The following is an 18,360-nucleotide window of genomic DNA, read 5'->3' on the forward strand; positions in this document are numbered from 1 at the left end:
TAGAATGGAAGTACGCGTCCAGAACCTACGCAAGGAATTCGATCGCTTTCCGGCACTGCACGATGTCTCGCTCGACATCCGCTCGGGCGAACTGATTGCACTGCTCGGCCCCTCCGGCTCCGGCAAGACCACGTTGTTGCGTCTCATCGCCGGCCTCGAAAGCCCGACCGAAGGCCAGATCTTCTTCGGTGACGAAGACGCGTCGAGGAAGACGGTCCAGCAGCGCAACATCGGCTTCGTGTTCCAGCATTATGCGCTGTTCCGCCATATGACGGTACTCGAGAACGTCTCCTTCGGCCTGAAAGTGCGTAATTCATCCCGCCGTCCGCCGCAGGCGGAGATCCGCAAGCGGGCGCTGGAACTGCTCGATCTCGTGCAGCTCTCGGGTCTTGAAAAGCGTTATCCGGCCCAACTTTCCGGCGGCCAGCGTCAACGCGTGGCGCTCGCCCGCGCCATGGCAGTCGAGCCGAACGTCCTGCTGCTCGACGAGCCCTTCGGTGCGCTCGATGCACAGGTTCGCAAGGATCTGCGCAAATGGCTGCGCGAGATCCATGATCGTACCGGCCATACCACCGTCTTCGTAACCCATGATCAGGACGAAGCGATGGAGCTTGCCGATCGCGTCGTCGTCATGAGCCAAGGTGCGATCGAGCAGGTCGGCACGCCGGACCAGGTCTATGACAGTCCCAATTCGCCCTTCGTCTTCGGCTTCGTCGGCCAGTCGAACTGCCTGCAGGTGGAGGTCGCCGGCGGCGATATTCACTTCGAAGGCCGTTCGCTGGGCCTCAACGCCGAGGATGAGGCCGATGGCGCCGCCCAGCTCTATTTTCGTCCTCATGATGTCAGGCTCTGCGAATCGGCGGAGAACTGCATTGCCGGCCAGCCGGTTGCCAGCCGCCGTGTCGCGGGCACTCGCCATATAGAGCTCGATATCGGCAAGGACCGCCCACATATCGAAATCGAGCTTCCGCCGAGCGAAGCCGACCGGCTGGACCGCACGCGTGTCGCCTTCAAGCCGACACGCTGGAAGCTCTTCCGAGGCTGATATCATCGCAGCACCGGTTCCCGCCAGAATCGAATTCCGGGCGGGAACCCATTGGTATTTTTGTGATCTCCGGTTGTTTGTATTTTTGTCACATGCCGGGTAAAACGTTTTCGCTTAGATCGAAAAGGGCTGGACTAATTCCAATAGGAGGCACCTGGCGTTGAGGGCGGAGATTTCCTTTGGAAAATCCCTGGTAGGGATTTTATTCGTAGGACTGGCAGCCGCGAGCTGCACGACGACACCGAAACCGGCGACAGCGCCGGTCAAAGCCAAACCGAAACAGCTTCAACCGGCAAAGGTTACTTTCAATTACACCACCAAGGATCGCGACTGCCTGAAACGGGCGATGTACTTCGAATCCGAGCATTCGGATGAGGCCGGCTATATGGCCGTCGGCAGCGTCATCATGAACCGCTTGACCTCCGGCGCCTATGCCGACTCCATCTGCGGTGTCGTGGCCCAGAAGAGGCAGTTTGCGCCAGGTGTTATGACTCGCGAGGTCAAATCGCAGGCAGAGCCCGAGCTTGCGACCGCGGCTGATGCGATCCTGAGCGGCGCGCGCCATCCCGCAGTGAAGGACGCAATGTTCTTCCACACCGCAGGGTTGAAGTTCCCCTACAATAACATGCATTATGTGACGGTTGCGGGCGGCAATGCCTTTTACGAGAAGCGTGATGAAGACGGCACGCTCGAGACCCCGCCGCCGCTGCCTTCTTACGAAGTCGCGATGAACTATGTACCCGGCGAAAGCATGCTGCCGCCACAGTTCGAGGCGCTGATCCCGTCAGCCGTTCCCGTGCCGATTCCAGCGCCCGATCCCATGGCGACGGCGAGCACACAACTGATACCGGTCAGTGAGCCGGTGACGTCGATCGAGCCGGAACCCGGAATGCCGATTGCGATTCCGACGCCCCGCCCTGCCTATGACAACGTGATGCTGCGCGGAAGCATTCCGGCATACGGCGGCTGATGCGGGAAGAATGAAGAGCGCTTCAGCATCGGCCCGAAAATCAGTTCCGATTTCGGGCCGACGCTTAGAGTAGCGGCGCTAGGCGCGCTCTTCCCATATCTTCGCAAGCTCCACGATCGTCCCGACAGCCTTTTCCATATCCTGGCGGCTGATCCATTCGAGCGGCGAGTGGAAGGCATGGCCTCCGGCAAAGATGTTCGGACACGGCAAGCCCATGAAGGAAAGGCGCGAACCATCCGTGCCGCCGCGGATGCTGCCGCGCACCGGTGTCATCCCTACCCTGCGCACCGCCTCGACAGCGTTCTCGACGATCTCAGGGTGACGGTTGAGTACCACCTTCATATTGCGGTACTGCTCCTTCACCTCAAAGCGATAGGTCGAGCCCGGATAGGACTTCATCACATCCTTGACGATCGCTTCCAGCATGGTCTCCTTTTCGGCAAGGCCTTCGTCGGTGAAATCGCGAATGATGAGGCTGATCGCTGCCTTTTCCATCGAGCCGGCCACACCCGTCGGATGAATGAAGCCCTGCTTTCCTTCGGTCGTCTCCGGCGCGATATCCCTCGGCAGCCGGTCGATGATGGCGCCGGCGATCTTGATGGAATTTTCCATCCGGTTCTTGGCAAAACCCGGATGGATAGCGACGCCGGCAATGACGATATCGACGCTGTCGGCCGAGAAGGTCTCGTCCTCGATATGGCCGGCGGTCTCGCCATCCATCGTATAGGCGTAATCGGCGCCGAGCTTTTTCAGATCGACCTTGTTGACGCCTCGGCCGACTTCCTCATCAGGCGTAAAAAGGATCTTGATCGTCCCGTGCTTGATCTCCGGATCGTCGACGAGGATCTTTGCCGCGGCCATGATTTCCGCCAGTCCCGCCTTGTCGTCGGCACCGAGCAGGGTCGTACCATCCGTGGTGATGATGTCGTTGCCGATCTGGTTCTTCAGCTGCGGATGCTCGGAGACACGGATCACCCGGCTCGGGTCGCCGGGAAGCTGGATATCTCCACCGGCATAGTTCTTCACCATCTGCGGCTTGACGTTCTTGCCGGTGAAGTCAGGCGCCGTGTCCATATGCGAGCAGAAGCAGATGACCGGCACCTTCTTATCAGTATTTGCCGGAATGGTCGCATAGACATAGCCGTGCTCGTCAAGATGCGCATCCGAAAGGCCGATCTCCAGGAGCTCCGCAACCAGAACCCGGCCGAGATCCTTCTGTTTCTCGGTGGTCGGCTGCGTGGATGAGGCGGGATCGGATTGGGTGTCAATGACGACATAGCGGAGAAAACGGTCGAGAACGGTACTTGTCATAATATCCCTTCCAGCATGATCATCATCTGATGATATAGCGTCCGAAGGCCCTGTGGTGAAAGCTCTTTCCGCCGGCAGCGGGCCGGCATTCACCGCTCAATCCAACTCATCCGCCCTCGGCGAACGACTGTATCGACACGATATGCGACAACAGCCGGTCGTTCCTGATCTCGTGCAGCAGAAAGGAGGAGGCGTCGAGAACGGGAAGATCACCCCGATCTCCCAGCAACAGCGGATTGGGCGGACAAAGCGAACCGCATGTCTGAAGGGCGATCGATCCCGTTCTGCCGAGAACGGGCCGGTGAACATGGCCGCAGAGAATTCCAAGTGGTGGACGTTCCACCGCTTTCAAAAGCTCAAGGAGCGCATCACCATTCTTGCATCCGACCTGATCCAGCACCTCTATGCCGATCTCGAACGGCGGCTGATGCAAAAAGACGAGAAGGGGTGTCGCCGCATCGGCAAGCGTGCTTCCTAGCCACGGCAGATGCGGCAGGATGTCACCATAGCTTTGTCCGGCTACCGTTACATCGATCCCAACAAGGGTCACACCAGTGAGAGCTGCATGGAAATGCATCGGGACGGACGTGCCGGCCCAGTTGCCAATCCCGGCAAGTTCGCCCCGCATCACGGGTTGATCATCGCCATTGCCCGGCAACAGATAGACAGGAAAATCCAGCGACCGCAGGCTTTGCGCCATGCGGCGATAGCCCTCCCGCCATCCGTTATCCACCAGATCTCCGGTCAGGACGAGCGCATCGGGCCGAAATGCCTTCAGCCAATCGATCGCCCTTTCGAATACGAGCAGCGACGGACTGTCCGGTCCGGCGTGGATATCGGATATCTGTGCAACAAGCATATCGTGCCCTCAATTCCCAATGAAGGCAGTATGCCGAAGGCGACCGTTGCATTCTATCGCCTTGCCTCCGTTCTAACCAAAGGTCGATGGCGGCAAAATCCCCGCCGACTCAGTGGGCGGGCCCGTTCTCGAGAAGGATCTGTCGGGCCGCGACGAGGTCAGATGTGTCGAATCCCTCCTCAAATTTGGCGTAGACACGACCGAGCAATTCTTTGGCGTTGCTTTCTCTTCCCATGCATCGCCATAGTCTGGCAAGCGCTATGGCCGACCTCAACTCCCAACTGTTGGCAGACTGTCGAACGGCCTCCTCCATCGACAGCACCAAAAAGCCTTCGGCCTGCGCGAGGTCAGCGTCCGGCTGGGCGAGCAAGATTTCTGCTCGAGTACGATAGAGGTCGGGAAGCCAGACGATTTCGCCGATCGCGTCGGCAAGCCGGTGGGCTTCCGCGACAATGGTTTGGGCTTCCGAGAAACGACCGAGATCAGCCAGACCCTTCGCGAGGAAGCAGGATACCGACGATGAAACGATGTTGTAGTTCTCTGCTTTCAACGCCTCAAGAGAGGCTTGCAGCAATACTGTCCCTCGCTCGCTCCGCCCGGTCTCCACCATGATCTGGCCGTTTAGGGCAGCCCCGAGTGTCTTGAAGGCATGAAGCGAATATTTATCCGCCTGCGTCAGAAGTATATCAACGGCGGCAGATGCTTCGTCGAAGTTACCGCACCAACAGAAAACCGGGATGGAATAGGTCAGGGCCACGCAATAGGACACATGATGGCTGTATCTGGAAATCTCTCGGATCGTCTGTCGAGCGACTTGCAGGGACTGGTCTGGATACCCGACGAGCCACAGTGACCGGGCCAGCATGAAACGCCCGCGCGCTTCCGTGAGCAGGTCGAGTTGAATTGGTCCGGCCTGTGCAGCCAGTTCAAAACCATGCCGGCAGTGCCTGAGAGCGCCTGCCTGGTCACCCGCCTGATGACACGCCACTCCGAGCATGAGCTCGGCGGCGATCTCGTCTTCTAAAACTCCGATTTTCTGGGCGATGACGGCCGCTCGATTGGCCGCATCGACCGCAGCGCGAGCGTCTCCCCGTCTTGTAAAGAAGATGTTCAGGTCGGTCAAAAGGTTCAACTGCCGCCGGTTGTCGCCCAACCGCTCCGCGAGGTCTAGAGCCGCTTCGATCAGGAACTTCGTTTCGTCGCGGTTACCCAGTGTGTACATCGCCGATCGGGCAAGTGCTTCGGACAGGCGCAAGTCCAGTGGCGTGCCCTTTGCATTCGGTTCGATGATAGCGAGTGCCCGCGAACACCACCTTTGACACTCGCCGTACTGCGACAGGTCCATCAGCAGTACCGCGGCGCTGGCGGAAAGATCAACGGCTACAAGTGTGTCCCCGCTATCGGAAAAGCACCATGCAAGCGCTTTTCTGATGTTCCCCAGATGCGGGATGAAGGACGACATGGTCCTTGCATCGTGGATCGCGCTTTCGACAGAATGCGACTTCAGGAAATTCCTGAAATAGTCTGCGTGTCTGCGTGAAATGACGTTGACGTCCTCCCGCGACGCGAACTTGCTTGCGGCGTAGGAGCGAGTGGTGTCGAGCAACCTGTAAAACAGGTGGCCGCCGATGGGCGACACGAAAATCAGCGACTTGTCGACCAGCGAGGTGATCACGAGACTGGTTTGTCCCAGGGTCCATCCATCCTCGGCTGCTACTGCGTGCGCTGCCTCGACGCTGAAGGGACCCGCGAAGACGGATAGCCTGACCAGCATCGTCCTCTCGACGTCCGAAAGGAGGTTGACACTCCAGTCAAGCATCGCCTGCAAGGTCTGATGCCTGGGCAACGCGTTACGCCGACCCCGCAGATGAAGTTCGGCACCGTTTGCTAGAAGCTCGGCCGTCCCGCCGATACCAAAGGTGCCAATACGGCTCGCGGCAAGCTCAATTGCAAGCGCGATACCGTCCAGACGGCGGCACATGCCGGCGACTTTCAACACCTCGTCATCCGTTAGCTCGCCGTCGTGGCCACTCGCACTGGCACGTTCCAGGAACAATTGAACCGCAGGAAAACGAACAACTTCTTCTCTGAAGACGGTTCCTTCCGGTGGAACCTCAAGCGGTCCCAGCAAAAAGATCGTCTCGCCGTCGGCCCGCAGGGCTTCCCGGGAGGTAGCGAGGACATAGACTGTCGGTGTATAGGCATGTATGCGGTCGGCGATCTGCGCGACTGCGACAATCAAGTGCTCGCAACTGTCGAGTACGACCAGGCAATTCTTGGACGCAACGAACGCGAGGATCGCCGGTTCGGCGTTCGGTCCCTGAACGGCGCACCCGAGAGACGACGCTATCGCGCTCGGCACGTCCGCCTCGTCGGCAACCGAACCGAGATCGACAAAGAAGACGTGATCATCCCCGTATTCTTGCCTCATCTGGTCGGCGACAGCGACCGCGACACTGGACTTCCCGATCCCGCCGGCACCTACGATACTGACGAAGCGCCGCTCCTTGAGACGCCGCCTGACGCTGGTGACCGCCTCTTCTCGTCCGATGAGGGTTGCCAGAAGCGGGGGAAGTTCGTGGCGCATGCCTGGCCACGACGACGCAACCGCCACCGGGACCGCAGCCCTTGCCATTCGGGTAAGAGGGGCCACGAAGCAGTAGCCTTGTCCCGCGATGTTCACGATATACCTGTTTCCGCCCTCTCCATCCGCCAGAGCCCTTCGCAAGATCGAAAGCTGCGTTCGCAAATTGGCCTCTTCGACGACTACGTCCCTCCAGACGCGCTTCATGAGTTCGTGGCGGCTGACAACCTCACCGGCCCGCTCGATCAGACTAATCAAGATGTCCAAGGCGCGAGAACCGAGCCGAATGTCTTCGGCGTTCCTTGTTAGGATTCTCTCATCAATGTTTAGCTCGAACGGCCCGAAATGTACGATGCCACCCTGGTCGGAGTTCATCACTTCGCACAAACCCTATGCATCGATTTACAACTATTAACATAGCACGACTCCCACAAACGGCGGAGTCGCGCGATGGTGCTCAAAAATCAAAGCGTTTCCGCCAAGAGAGGCCAAACGAGGTAGGGCATCCCGAGAACAGTCGTTGACGGAGCATCCGATGAACGGAGTGAAAAGAGCGTTTTCGGCTTTCGTTGAGGAAGACAGCCATGATTGAGGAGGTCACTCCAGCAACGGGTTATCCACATTTGTCAGCGACCTCCATCAGACCGTCGCACAGTTAGCCCGATGTTTAAACCATCCGAAATCGCTGACGAACTGCCCGCGCTGGCCATAATTTTGGACCACGAAGGGCATGCGATCTACTTGAACAGGCACTGGGTACGCGTTACGGGCGAGCACGGTTCCTCCCTGCTCGGCGACCGTTGGAAGTCGTTCCTGCACCCGGCTGAGGTTTCCGTTCTGGCGCGCCTGCCATCCGGTGATGATGACCAAGCGGTCGTACGCGTGCGTGCTGGGGACGGTGAATTTCGTTCGCATCTCTTCAGAGCGTCGGATGTCCACCAGGGTCGCCTCCTTGTCGGAATGGAAGCTCATAGCGTTATCGTGTCGAAGATCGCCGGCGAGAAGATGGCCGCCGATTTCGAGCGGACGCTCAACCACGTACCCGCGATGATCTGGCGAGCTAGGCCGGACGGCTTCCTCGACTACGCCAACAAACGATGGCTTGATTTCTGCGGCCTGACCCTCGCTGAAGCCTTAGGGTGGGGCTGGCGCGACGGGGTGCATCCCGAGGACCGGGAGGGCATAGAGACCTACTGGCGGGGGATGCTCGCCAGCGGCACCGAGGGAAGCTACGAGGCCCGCGTCGGCAATGACAAGATCGGATACCGTTGGTGCCTCAGCATCGGAACGCCTCGATACGACGAGAACGGCGCTATCTCCGCCTGGTACGGTGTGATTTTCGACATAGAGGAGAGAAAGGCGGCAGAGACGTCTTTGCAACTGAGCGAAGCCTATCTCGCGAAAGGACAGGCACTCAGCAAGATCGGCACCTTCGGCTTCGAGCTCTCCACTGAAAGGTTGTTCTGGTCGGACGAAACCTACCGGATACTCGAGTATCATCCGGGAACCCGACCGTCGCTTTCGCTCCTGGTATCGCGTATTCACGAAGACGACCTTTCGGAGTTCGAGCGGTTCCGCGCGGAGTTGCGCAAGGGCAGCCAGAAGATCGAGGCGACGTTCCGTCTTTCGTTCAATGACGGCAGGATCAAGCATATCCGGGTACTCGGACAGCTCATTTCGGCCGGGAAAGCCGCCTATACCGCCGTGATCATGGACGTCACCGCCGAGCTCCAGAGCGCCGAACGCCTCAAGAAGAGTGAGGCGGAGATCGCCCATGTCGCCCGCGTCGCGATGGCCGGGGAACTCACCGCCTCGATCGCGCACGAGGTCAACCAACCTCTCGGCGCTCTCGTCGCCAGCGGCGGAGCGCTGCTCCGCTGGATCGAACGCGATGAGCCGGATATCGAAAAGGCTAAGGCGAACGCCAGACGGATGATCGGCTATGCCCAACGGGCAAGTGACGTCATCGCGCGTGTCCGAACGCTTTTCGAAAAGGGGGGATCGACGTTCAGTAAGGTAGACTGCGTCGAACTCCTATCAGGGGCGCTGTCCTACGTCGAAGCTCTGGCCCGGCGAAACAAGGTCGAGGTTGTTATCGACATCGCGCACGATCTGCCCAACATCAACGGCGATCCCGTCCAGCTTCAGCAGGTCATCATCAATCTGATAATGAATGCAATACAGGCGCTTTCCCACAACGATTTCAGCAGCCGGATCGTGCGTGTATCGGCGCGCGTTGACGACGATGAGGTCGTCATTTCGTGCAGCGACAACGGACCCGGCTTTTCCGGCGATGGCGAAGCATTCTTCAAGCCCTTTCACACGACGAAGGAACACGGGATGGGAATGGGTCTCGCCATCTGCAGGTCAATCGTTGAGGCGCACGACGGGAAGATTACCGCCAGCCAGAGCCCGGCGGGCGGCGCGACATTCGTCGTCCGCCTGCCGACCATTTCACCCAACTAGTAGCCCGCCACAGAGATTATGACGGTTTGTCTTATCGTAGAATGGGCAGGGCTTCTGGTGGGATGAGAAGTTGGATGCTGCGTGCGGCGCCTGGCACGCGGGATATAAAGCCCGCCTTCTCGAGGGTCAGCACCATCTGGTGAACAGACGGAGCCGTAACACCGAAGTGGCGCCGCATGTCGGCTTCGGCCGGAGGCTGTTTGAAGATGCGGCTGTAGGCGTAGATGAAGGCCAGGTACTGGCCTTGGATCTGCGTAAGGCGCCGTCTTGCCGTTGCGGCTTGCGGGTCAAGTGGGGGACTCATTTTGGGATTCATCTGCGTCTCCACGCTGAAGGAGGTGTCGATGAATATAAAGTTTCACATAGAGCTTAGCCAATCGGAACGTGACCAACTGGCCGCTTTGTTGAGCGGGGGGTGCCACAGGTCTCGCAAGATCAAGCGCGCCCAGATCCTGGTCGCAGCGGACGAAGGCTTCAGCGACGAGGTGATCGCGGCAACCTTGAACGTCAGCGGATCGACGATTTACCGGACCAAGCGCCGGTTTGTGGAAGCCAATCTGGAAGGGGCACTCAGCGAAGAACCGCGTCCGGGTGTTGAGCGCAAGCTATCGAGCAAGGAGGAGGCGCTGTTGGTAGCGACCGCTTGCTCAAAGCCGCCGCCCGGGCGAGCCCGCTGGACCCTGGAGCTTCTGGCCGATGAGATGATCCGGCTCACCGACCATGACGAGTTGTCCTCGGAGACCGTGCGTCGCCGGCTGGCTGAGAACCATCTCAAGCCTTGGCGCAAAGACATGTGGTGCATCCCAAAGATCGATGGGGAATACGTCGCGCGCATGGAGGATGTTCTCGACCTCTACGCAGAAACGCCTGATCCACAAAAGCCCGTGGTCTGCTTCGACGAGAGCCCGACCCAACTCATCGGCGAAGTGCGCGAACCCATTGCGGCCAAGCCTGGCCAGCTTGAACGCCACGACTGCGAGTATCGCCGAAACGGCACGGTCAATTTGTTTGTCTTCATGGACGCCCACCGGCCCTGGCGCAGGGTCAAGGTCACTGATCGGCGAACCAACCAAGACTTCGCCGAGTGCATGCGCGAACTGGTCGACGTCGATTATCCCGACGCCCCGATCATCCGCGTGGTGATGGACAACCTCTCCACCCATTCCGCCGGCGCGCTTTACGACGCATTTCCCGCCCCGGAGGCTCGAAGGGTGCTGAAGCGACTGGAGTTCCACCACACGCCCAAGCACGCCAGTTGGCTCAACATGGTCGAGATCGAGATCGGTGTCCTGCGTAGCCAATGCCTCGACCGTCGTATCGACAACAAAGAAACCATCATCGCCGAAGTCGCAGCCTGGGAGCAGCAACGCAACACCCATGGCGCAAAGATCCAATGGATGTTCACAACCGAAAATGCTCGCCAAAAGCTCCGCAAAGCTTACCCCGTCAAAGAGTCATAATCTCTGTGGTGTGGTACTAGTACGGGAGACTTCTGATACCCGACGCTACGAGCGATGCAAGTGTTGCCTCCTCGAGGGTTAGCCTGAGGAGGTTTTAACACTCAACAGGCGGCTGACGGGCAGCATCAGGTTGACTTTAAACCGAGCAAGGCCAAGGCGCTGGCACGCGCCCTGGCAATTCGTAGAAATCAGCAACCTTAAGGAACCACGATGCCAACCTACCTCGTAAATCATCTCAGGATTCCGGGCGATGTCCCGAACATTGATGCCTTGAACTACCTCGACCAAGTCGAGGTGACAGTTGCACCCTACGGCGGTAAATGGCTAGCGCAGGGGCCAGGCGACGTAATCGAGGGGGCTTGGCCTGGCGCTGTTGTTCTGATGGAGTTCCCGACCCGGGAGGCCGCTGACCAATGGTACAACTCGGCGGCATACACCGCCATTCGCGATCTCCGGATCAAGAGTGCGATATCCGACATAGTCTTTATCGATTCCTTGCCAGAAGGGTTCTCCATTAAGGCGTTCGCGAACGAAATCCGCAACGTTATGAAAAGCGCGTGATGTCGCGCGACAAGGGGTTAACAAAACGACATTCGGGTACAACCAACGTGTCGTCTGCAGGCTCTTTTCGATCCGAAGTGGTCAGATCAGTAGAGCTGGGGACGCGAGACAAGAAACTCCATGAGCGTATTCTGAGTGTTTCGCATGGATGGTTTGATCGCGTCAGTGCGTTGATGACAGGATATCAATCGCGGATGCAAGTGCCTTCAGATTCGCCAACCCTTGGCCTTATGACGAGTAGGTCAAACCAGTTGGAGAGATAGCCCCCCCAGGTCCGCACTGGCTTCGCCGCTGCCGAATTTGACCGGTGCCTCGACGCAAATCCCACCCATCGCCTTCACGCCGGGTTCAATGGCTGTGGTATTTCGCCATCCAGCATCGTCTACAATGAGAGCAATCCGCTTGCCCGAAAGCGTCTGAGGTGCGATCTGCCCAATGCTTTCCTAAGTCGCAAGCGCGTTCAATGACCCTGGTGGTGGCATCGGGCGTCAGAGAATGAAATTCGAGAAAGTTTTGCTGCAATTAGGCGCTCCGAAATCATCCCGTCTTCAGGGTAAGACAGTTACTGGAATCGAGGCTATTGCGACCAGGTTTCCAAATCCAATGCAATGTTCTTACTGGGCATATTGAAATAGCTCATCGGTCGTATCAGGTCAGCTTCTAGCGCAAAGCAGCCGCGTGGTTTTGCGGCAATCGTCGAAACGACCTACAGCATCATCGTCAAGGTGACACCGGGACACCGCTTACGACTGACTGTCCGGCCCGGCATGGATACCGGATATCAGCGCAACGAGCATGTCGTGCCTCTCAATTCACAAGGAAGGCAGTATGCCGAAGGCGACCGTTGCATTCTATCGCCTTGCCTCCGTTCAATCGACGCGGTTGCCCTCGCCGTTGAACACATGCAGGTGCTTGGCCGGAAAGGCGACGTTGACCTTTGGTCCCGCGCTCAGCGCCCCGCGATCGAGCGTGAAGATTTTGAACGGCAGGCCATGCAGCGAAAGATGCAGGATGATGCCGAAGCCCGTCGGCTCGACGAGTTCGACATCGGCGGCAATTCCGGCTCCGTCATTCGTCATGACGACATGTTCCGGTCGGATGCCGAGCGTCACCTTCTCACCGTTCGACAACGGCAGCGAACTGTTGAGCGGCACGATCGTGCCGTCCTTCAGCTTCACGCCACCGGCATCATAACTTGCTTCCAGGAAATTCATGCCGGGAGAGCCGATGAAACCGGCGACGAAGAGATTGGCGGGCCGGTCGTAGAGCTCCAGAGGGCTGCCGACCTGTTGCACGATCCCGCCATGCATGGCAACGATCCGGTCTGCCAGCGTCATCGCCTCGATCTGGTCGTGGGTCACGTAGATGGAGGTTGCCTTGAGGTCGCCATGCAGCTTCTTGATTTCGGCACGCATCTGCTCCCGCAGGCGCGCATCGAGGTTCGAAAGCGGCTCGTCGAACAGGAAGGCTTTCGGCTGGCGCACGATGGCACGGCCCATGGCGACGCGCTGACGCTGGCCGCCAGAGAGCGCCTTCGGTCGGCGCTCCAGCAGCGGATCGAGGCCGAGCTTGGAGGCGGCACTCGCCACCGCGCTGGCGATTTTCTCCTTCGCCGTCTTCCTGAGCTTCAGGCTGTAGCTCATATTGCCCGCGACATTCATGTGCGGATAAAGCGCGTAGGACTGGAACACCATGGCGATGTCGCGGTCCTTCGGATGCAGCTCGTTGACACGGTTGCCGGCGATGCGGATCTCGCCAGCTGTGACCTCTTCGAGGCCTGCGATCATGCGCAGCAAAGTGGACTTGCCGCAGCCGGACGGACCGACCAGCACGACGAATTCGCCGTCCTTGATCTCCAGGTCGACGCCTTGCAGCACCGAGAAATGACCATAGGACTTCTGGATATTCTTGATATCGATCGATGCCATGTAACTAACCCTTGACCGCGCCGGCCGTCAGGCCCTGGACGAGATACCGCTGGATGAGCAGGAAGAAGAGGCCGGCGGGAATGAGCGCCATGATGCCCGCCGCCATCATCTGCCCGAAATCCACGGAAAATTTGGAGACGAAAGTAAGAAGGCCGACCGGGAAGGTCGCGGCATCATTGCCGTTGATCAGCATCAGCGCGAAGAGCAGCTCGCTCCAGGCCGCCGTGAAGACGAAGCCGAGGGTCGCCGCTATGCCTGGCAGCGTCAGCGGCAGGATGATCTGCCGGAAGGCCGTGAACTGGGTAGCGCCATCGATCATCGCCGCCTCTTCCAGATCCTTCGGAATACCGTCGAAGAAGGACTGCATGAGGAAGGTCGCGAAAGGCACGTTGAAGGCGGTGTAGACGATGACGAGGCCCGTCAGGCTGTTTGTCAGGTGCAGCGGCGACAGGATCTTGAAGATCGGCGCCACCAGCATGACGAGCGGAAACATCTGGGTCAGCAGCATCAGCGCGATGATCCAATATTTCGCCCGAAAGCTGAAGCGCGACAGCGCATAGCCGGAGAGCGAGGCGCAGATCGTCACCGCCACCGCCGTTGAGGCCGAGACGATCAGGCTGTTCTTGAAGAAGGTCGGGAAGGCGCTGTGCTCCAGCACGAAGCTGTAGTGTTCCCATGTGGTCCGCGACGGCCACATGCGCACACCCTCGGTATAAAGCAGGTCGTTCGGCGTAACCGAAACCTTCAAGAGCCAGAAGAGGGGGAAAAGCGCGAAAACGACATAGGCGAGGATCGCCAGACGGTGCGCAATGATGGGAAGAATGGATCGTCTCATGGCTCAATCCTTGGCAAGCAGGCTCTGCCGCAGCAGGATGATCAGCATGGAATAGGCCAGAAGCAGGACCAACAGCACCAGCGCGATCGCCGAGGCATAGCCGAAATCGAGACGTCTGAAGGCCTGGGTGAAGATGTAGCTCGCAACGATCTGAGTACGATCCGCCGGCCCACCGCCGGTCATGACAACGATGAGATCGGCGAAATTCGAAATCCAGACGGTACGCAGCATCACGGTGATGGCGATCGTCGGCGCCAGGAATGGCAGGGTGATCGACCAAAAGCGCTGGAACCAGCCCGCACCGTCGATGGAGGCCGCCTCATAGAGATCGCGCGGGATTGCCTGCAGGGCGGCGAGCAGCGTGATGGCGAAGAACGGAATGCCCCACCAGACATTGGCGATGATCGGTCCCCACATCGCATATCGCGGATCTGAGAGGATATTGCCCGGCTCGCTCATCAGCCCGAGCGCAAAGAGCCAATGCGGAATCGGCCCGATGACCGGATTGAAGAGCCAGGCCCAATTCAACCCGGCGAGAAAGGACGGCACGGCCCAGGGCAGGAAGACCAGCGCCTGGATAACACCCCTGCCCCAGAACGGCTTGTCGAGCAGAAGGGCGAGGACAAGACCGAGGAAGAACTGCAGGATGACCGAGGCACCGGTCCACCAGAGCGTATTGCGCAGCGCGCCATAAAAGGCCTTGTCCCGTGAAAGTTCCCGGAAATGCTCTAACCCCACGAAGCCGCCGGAAAAGGGATTGAGAAGCTGAATATCGCGGAAGGCATAGGAAACGCCGACCACCAGTGGAACCAGCATGACCGCGATGATCAGAATGAGCGACGGCGCGCTGTAGAGATAAGGCTCCGAGGCATCGGCCAGACGGCGCAGCCATGGCCGGCGGTCGTGGCGTAACTCGAGCGTATGGACGGTGGTGGTCATTAACCCGATACTTTCCCTCGCGACGCTTCAGGGCGCCGTCTGTCGTTGAATGAGCGGCGGCGGAAGATTTCCGCCGCCGTTTCAGTAGCCTGCCTTACTTCTTGGCGAGGAACTTCTGCTGAGCCTTTGTGAGGTAGTCGGCCCACTGGTCGGCAAGGTCCTTGGCGGAGATATCGCCGAGCAGCGCCTGCTGCGAGGTCTTGATCGCCATGGAATCCTTGAAGAAGGCGAATTCTTCGAGATAGGTCGGCATGACCGTCGGGACGGTGTCCTTGTCGGCCAGTTCCTCGAACCAGCCCTTGAACTGGTCACCAGCGTAGAAGGGATCTTTCTCGGCTGCCGTATAGGCCGGCAGAGCGCCGATCTTCTTGTTCCATTCGATATTGCCTTCCGGGCCTTCGAGCGTGGCAATCAGCTTCCAGGAGAGATCCTTGTTCTGGCTCGTCGTGAACATCGACCAGCCGCCGTAACCGATGGTCGGATAGGACTTGCCGGCCGGACCCTTGGGCAGCGGAGCGACGCCGAAATCGTCCTTTTTCATGCGTTCGGCAATCGCGATCAGCGCATCGGGGTCCTGGTCGAGGAAGGCGCAGGTGCCGGAATAGAAGCCGGCGACGACTTCATTGAAGCCCCAGTTGACGCTGTCCTTCGGCGCATAGCCCTTCTTGTAGAGATCGACCATCCACTCGATGCCCTTTGCCCAGCCTTCGCTGTTCATGGTCGAGGTGCCGTCTTCCTTGAAGTATGTGTTGTCGCCCGCCATGGAGGCGGCAAAGATCATCCAGCCGTTGAGGCCACCCGGACCGCCGCGCATGCAGTAGCCGTATTTGCCCGGCAGCTTGGAGACGGCTTCGGAGGCCTTGGTGAAATCCTCCATCGTTTTCGGCGGTTCCTTCACACCGGCTTCAGCAAGCAGCTTCTTGTTGTAGAACATGGCGCGCAGATAGAAGCCATAGGGCAGCATATAGGCGGTGTTTTTGACGTCGCGCCCGAGTTCGAGCGCGCGCGGCGTCAACTCTTTGGTGTGTTCCCACTTCGCAAGATAAGGCTCGAGGCTTTCGAGCATGCCGTTATTGGCATAGAGCGACAACCAAGTGTCAGGCATTTCCATGACGTCAGGCACGTCGCCGGCCGAGACCATGGTCGCAAACTTCTGGAAGGCTTCGTTCCAGGGCAGCGAGATGATGTCGACCTTGGTGCCGGGATTGGCGGCTTCGAACTTGCCGACGATCGATTTCAGCGTCTCGGTGCGCTCCGGACTGGTGATGACCTCCACCAGCTTCAGCGTCGTATCCGCAAAAGCCGTGCCTGCCATCATCGTGGCGAAGAGCGTAGAAATTATAAGCTTTTTCATTTTAGTTCCCCTCCTGGTTGTTTGTGAGGTTTCGGTTATGAGGCGACGGCTACCGCCTCTTCAATATCCCTCCACAGGGCCTCGGTTCCTTCGAGGCCGATATGAAGGCGCACAGATCGTGGGCTGATGCCGAAGGCTTGTGCGGAATTCGGCTGTGCTTTTTGCTGCAGCACCACCTCGCCCGGTACGATCAGGCTTTCATGTCCACCCCAGCTTACGCCCAGTTTGAAAAGCTTGAGGTGATCTGCGAAGGCTCTGATGTCGATGCCTTCGCGGAATATGAAGGAGAAGAGACCCGACGTGCCGTTGAGGCCGGCAGGCAAGCGGTTGGCAAGGCCCGGATGGCAGACCTGCTCGACAACATCGAGCGCCTGCAGGCGCTGCGCGATCGTCATGGCCGCCGTTTCATGCGCCCGCATGCGGATCGGCAGGGTGCGCAGGCCACGGATCAACAGCCACGCATCAAAAGGAGAGAGCTTGCCCCCGAGATAAGGATAGGATTCTGCCTTGATGCGGGCGATCATCTCCTTCGAGCCGGCAACGACACCGGCAACGACATCGCTGTGGCCGCCGAGATATTTGGAGGCCGAGTGAATGACGAGATCGACGCCGAGTGTTATCGGCCGCTGGAAGAACGGGCTCGCCCAGCTGTTGTCGATCATGGTGACGACGCCGTGTTTCTTTGCCAGTGCGGCCAGCCCGCTGACATCATGGGCTTCCATCACCCAGCTCGTCGGGCTTTCCATGTAGAAGACCTTCGCACCGGGCAGCGCCTTGGTGACAGCCTCTTCGTCCCTGCCGTCGACATAGGTCACTTCGACCCTCATGCGCTTCAGGATCGTGCCGAACAGGCGGAAGGCATCAGGGTAGACATGCTTGACGGCGACGATACGGTCGCCCGGCTCCACGAAGCTCAGCACGGCCGAAGAGATCGCCGCCATGCCGCTTGCAAAACCCAGCGCATCCTCGGCACCTTCGAGCTTTGCCAGCATCTCCTCGAACATGCGCACGGTCGGATTGAGGCCGCGCGTATAGATCGGCCGTACCTTCTCGCCGCGATAGGAGGCGATCATGTCGTCATAATCTGAAAAAGTGAAAAGCGACGTCTGGAAGATCGGCGGAACGACCGCTTCGGCGAAGTTGCCTTCGTCATGGGCGGTGATCAGCGAAGCAAGGTCAAACGGTTCGAGGCCGTCAGTCATCGGGACATTTCCTTGATGTCTTCCTCGACCACGTCGAGGATTTTCAGTGTCTCACGCCGCGCCGCCTCGGTGTCCTGGGCGGCGATGGCATTGAAAAGGGTGCGGTGAAAGGGAAAGGAGCGGCGAGCAAAGTCCTGCCTGTCGAAAGGGTGCTCCCAGAAACGTTCGAAGGTCTCGCGCATCTGTTCGAGCAGCTGGCGAAACAGCGGATTGTGCGTGGCGTCATAGACGGCGAGGTGAAAGGCCAAGTCCTCCGGCCCGGACGTCCCCTTGGCGATATGGACCCGCTCCATCTCGTCGAGCTTCTCCTCGATGACCATGAGGTCCTTCGGCGTGCGCCGCCGTGCAGCGACCATGCCGGCCTCGCATTCGATGCCCCGGCGAACTTCCAGCGTCTGCAGCAACACGTCACGCAAATGCGCGGTATCGAGCGACAGCGACATGTGGATCGTGTCCGGGGAAACCGGTTTCAACAGATAAGTTCCACTGCCTTTGCGCGTCTCGATGACGCCAAGCGCCTGGAAATGCCGGATTGCCTCGCGAATGGTGGAACGCCCGACGGCAAGGGCGGCCATCAGTTCCCGCTCCGCCGGCAGGCGGTCACCCGCCTGAAGCCGGGCATCCTCGACATAATGCGCCAGCGCATCCGTCACTTGACGGGCGCGGTCAATCGCCGGAAGCGGCCGGATTACCGGCCTGTCGCTACCATTTGCCTTCATGGTTCCCCAAGCTCTTTTCTAAGGTAGCCGACTCTTAAAATTGGTCTGACATCCTAGCATTTCCGAAAGCTGAAGCAGCGTCAAGGCAGTATTTTGGGGTGCGGATCCTTGATGGCAAATGCGGACC

Annotated in this window: 16 protein-coding genes; 5 read left to right on the top strand and 11 right to left on the bottom strand. The window is 59.1% G+C overall.

What is annotated here, in order from left to right; all coding sequences use genetic code 11:
- Positions 1–4: 4 nt before the first annotated feature.
- Together KQ933_RS27410 and KQ933_RS27415 are read left to right on the top strand one after the other, a co-directional pair.
- On the top strand, positions 5–1,045 hold the full coding sequence (locus KQ933_RS27410) for a sulfate/molybdate ABC transporter ATP-binding protein (RefSeq protein ID WP_216759147.1): 1,041 nt from the start codon (positions 5–7) through the stop codon (positions 1,043–1,045).
- Positions 1,046–1,205: 160 nt separating this feature from the next.
- The gene (locus tag KQ933_RS27415) at positions 1,206–2,015 is read left to right on the top strand and encodes a cell wall hydrolase (RefSeq protein ID WP_216759148.1); all 810 of its coding nucleotides are present in this window, start codon (positions 1,206–1,208) and stop codon (positions 2,013–2,015) included.
- Between the two features lie 78 nt (positions 2,016–2,093).
- On the opposite strand, the gene pepT is transcribed toward KQ933_RS27415, so the two are convergent.
- From pepT to KQ933_RS27435, 4 genes are all read right to left on the bottom strand, one after another.
- Complete coding sequence (pepT, locus tag KQ933_RS27420) at positions 2,094–3,326, bottom strand: peptidase T (RefSeq protein WP_216759149.1); 1,233 nt, start codon at positions 3,324–3,326, stop codon at positions 2,094–2,096.
- A 106-nt stretch (positions 3,327–3,432) separates the two neighbouring features.
- Complete coding sequence (locus tag KQ933_RS27425; RefSeq protein WP_216759150.1) at positions 3,433–4,185, bottom strand: metallophosphoesterase; 753 nt, start codon at positions 4,183–4,185, stop codon at positions 3,433–3,435.
- Between the two features lie 109 nt (positions 4,186–4,294).
- On the bottom strand, positions 4,295–7,144 hold the full coding sequence (locus tag KQ933_RS27430) for a winged helix-turn-helix domain-containing protein (RefSeq protein WP_216759151.1): 2,850 nt from the start codon (positions 7,142–7,144) through the stop codon (positions 4,295–4,297).
- Between the two features lie 264 nt (positions 7,145–7,408).
- On the bottom strand, positions 7,409–7,741 hold the full coding sequence (locus KQ933_RS27435; protein WP_216759152.1) for a hypothetical protein: 333 nt from the start codon (positions 7,739–7,741) through the stop codon (positions 7,409–7,411).
- 9 nt (positions 7,742–7,750) lie between these two features.
- Here KQ933_RS27435 and KQ933_RS27440 point away from each other — a divergent pair, with 9 nt between their 5' ends.
- On the top strand, positions 7,751–9,235 hold the full coding sequence (locus KQ933_RS27440) for a PAS domain-containing sensor histidine kinase (RefSeq protein WP_216759153.1): 1,485 nt from the start codon (positions 7,751–7,753) through the stop codon (positions 9,233–9,235).
- Positions 9,236–9,266: 31 nt separating this feature from the next.
- Here KQ933_RS27440 and KQ933_RS27445 read toward each other — a convergent pair whose 3' ends face one another.
- Positions 9,267–9,539 carry a LexA family transcriptional regulator gene (locus KQ933_RS27445; RefSeq protein WP_216755658.1) on the bottom strand — a complete coding sequence of 91 codons (273 nt, stop codon included), beginning with the start codon at positions 9,537–9,539 and terminating at the stop codon, positions 9,267–9,269.
- A 40-nt stretch (positions 9,540–9,579) separates the two neighbouring features.
- Between KQ933_RS27445 and KQ933_RS27450 the strand changes: the two genes are divergently transcribed.
- Both KQ933_RS27450 and KQ933_RS27455 read left to right on the top strand, forming a co-directional pair.
- Positions 9,580–10,695, top strand: a complete 1,116-nt coding sequence (locus tag KQ933_RS27450; RefSeq protein ID WP_216755657.1) for an IS630 family transposase — start codon at positions 9,580–9,582, stop codon at positions 10,693–10,695.
- A 210-nt stretch (positions 10,696–10,905) separates the two neighbouring features.
- Positions 10,906–11,256: a DUF1330 domain-containing protein gene (locus tag KQ933_RS27455; protein WP_216759154.1), complete on the top strand. Its 351-nt coding sequence runs from the start codon at positions 10,906–10,908 to the stop codon at positions 11,254–11,256.
- Between the two features lie 869 nt (positions 11,257–12,125).
- Here the strand turns inward: KQ933_RS27455 and KQ933_RS27460 are convergent.
- The 6 genes from KQ933_RS27460 to KQ933_RS27485 all read right to left on the bottom strand — a co-directional run bounded on the left by KQ933_RS27460 (position 12,126) and on the right by KQ933_RS27485 (position 18,233).
- Positions 12,126–13,184 carry an ABC transporter ATP-binding protein gene (locus KQ933_RS27460; RefSeq protein ID WP_216759155.1) on the bottom strand — a complete coding sequence of 353 codons (1,059 nt, stop codon included), beginning with the start codon at positions 13,182–13,184 and terminating at the stop codon, positions 12,126–12,128.
- Between the two features lie 4 nt (positions 13,185–13,188).
- Entirely contained in the window at positions 13,189–14,019 is an 831-nt protein-coding gene (locus KQ933_RS27465; protein WP_216759156.1) for a carbohydrate ABC transporter permease, read from the bottom strand.
- Between the two features lie 3 nt (positions 14,020–14,022).
- Positions 14,023–14,958 carry a carbohydrate ABC transporter permease gene (locus KQ933_RS27470; RefSeq protein ID WP_216759157.1) on the bottom strand — a complete coding sequence of 312 codons (936 nt, stop codon included), beginning with the start codon at positions 14,956–14,958 and terminating at the stop codon, positions 14,023–14,025.
- Positions 14,959–15,052: 94 nt separating this feature from the next.
- Positions 15,053–16,312: a sugar ABC transporter substrate-binding protein gene (locus KQ933_RS27475; RefSeq protein ID WP_216759158.1), complete on the bottom strand. Its 1,260-nt coding sequence runs from the start codon at positions 16,310–16,312 to the stop codon at positions 15,053–15,055.
- A 35-nt stretch (positions 16,313–16,347) separates the two neighbouring features.
- Entirely contained in the window at positions 16,348–17,514 is a 1,167-nt protein-coding gene (locus KQ933_RS27480; RefSeq protein ID WP_216759159.1) for a PLP-dependent transferase, read from the bottom strand.
- Positions 17,511–18,233, bottom strand: coding sequence for a FadR/GntR family transcriptional regulator (locus tag KQ933_RS27485; protein WP_216759160.1), 723 nt, complete (start codon positions 18,231–18,233; stop codon positions 17,511–17,513). Before KQ933_RS27485 ends, KQ933_RS27480 begins: the two co-directional genes overlap by 4 nt.
- Positions 18,234–18,360: the final 127 nt, after the last annotated feature.

It is taken from the genome of Rhizobium sp. WYJ-E13, from assembly GCF_018987265.1.
In the GTDB taxonomy this organism is placed as follows: Bacteria; Pseudomonadota; Alphaproteobacteria; order Rhizobiales; family Rhizobiaceae; genus Rhizobium.

Bases quoted from the DNA above. Each gene is read 5' to 3' on its own strand.
- KQ933_RS27410 (WP_216759147.1), top strand. From the start codon at position 5: ATGGAAGTACGCGTCCAGAACCTACGCAAGGAATTCGATCGCTTTCCG.
- pepT (WP_216759149.1), bottom strand. From the start codon at position 3,326: ATGACAAGTACCGTTCTCGACCGTTTTCTCCGCTATGTCGTCATTGAC.
- KQ933_RS27425 (WP_216759150.1), bottom strand. From the start codon at position 4,185: ATGCTTGTTGCACAGATATCCGATATCCACGCCGGACCGGACAGTCCG.
- KQ933_RS27430 (WP_216759151.1), bottom strand. From the start codon at position 7,144: ATGAACTCCGACCAGGGTGGCATCGTACATTTCGGGCCGTTCGAGCTA.
- KQ933_RS27435 (WP_216759152.1), bottom strand. From the start codon at position 7,741: ATGAGCTTCCATTCCGACAAGGAGGCGACCCTGGTGGACATCCGACGC.
- KQ933_RS27445 (WP_216755658.1), bottom strand. From the start codon at position 9,539: ATGAGTCCCCCACTTGACCCGCAAGCCGCAACGGCAAGACGGCGCCTT.
- KQ933_RS27450 (WP_216755657.1), top strand. From the start codon at position 9,580: ATGAATATAAAGTTTCACATAGAGCTTAGCCAATCGGAACGTGACCAA.
- KQ933_RS27455 (WP_216759154.1), top strand. From the start codon at position 10,906: ATGCCAACCTACCTCGTAAATCATCTCAGGATTCCGGGCGATGTCCCG.
- KQ933_RS27460 (WP_216759155.1), bottom strand. From the start codon at position 13,184: ATGGCATCGATCGATATCAAGAATATCCAGAAGTCCTATGGTCATTTC.
- KQ933_RS27465 (WP_216759156.1), bottom strand. From the start codon at position 14,019: ATGAGACGATCCATTCTTCCCATCATTGCGCACCGTCTGGCGATCCTC.
- KQ933_RS27470 (WP_216759157.1), bottom strand. From the start codon at position 14,958: ATGACCACCACCGTCCATACGCTCGAGTTACGCCACGACCGCCGGCCA.
- KQ933_RS27475 (WP_216759158.1), bottom strand. From the start codon at position 16,312: ATGAAAAAGCTTATAATTTCTACGCTCTTCGCCACGATGATGGCAGGC.
- KQ933_RS27480 (WP_216759159.1), bottom strand. From the start codon at position 17,514: ATGACTGACGGCCTCGAACCGTTTGACCTTGCTTCGCTGATCACCGCC.
- KQ933_RS27485 (WP_216759160.1), bottom strand. From the start codon at position 18,233: ATGAAGGCAAATGGTAGCGACAGGCCGGTAATCCGGCCGCTTCCGGCG.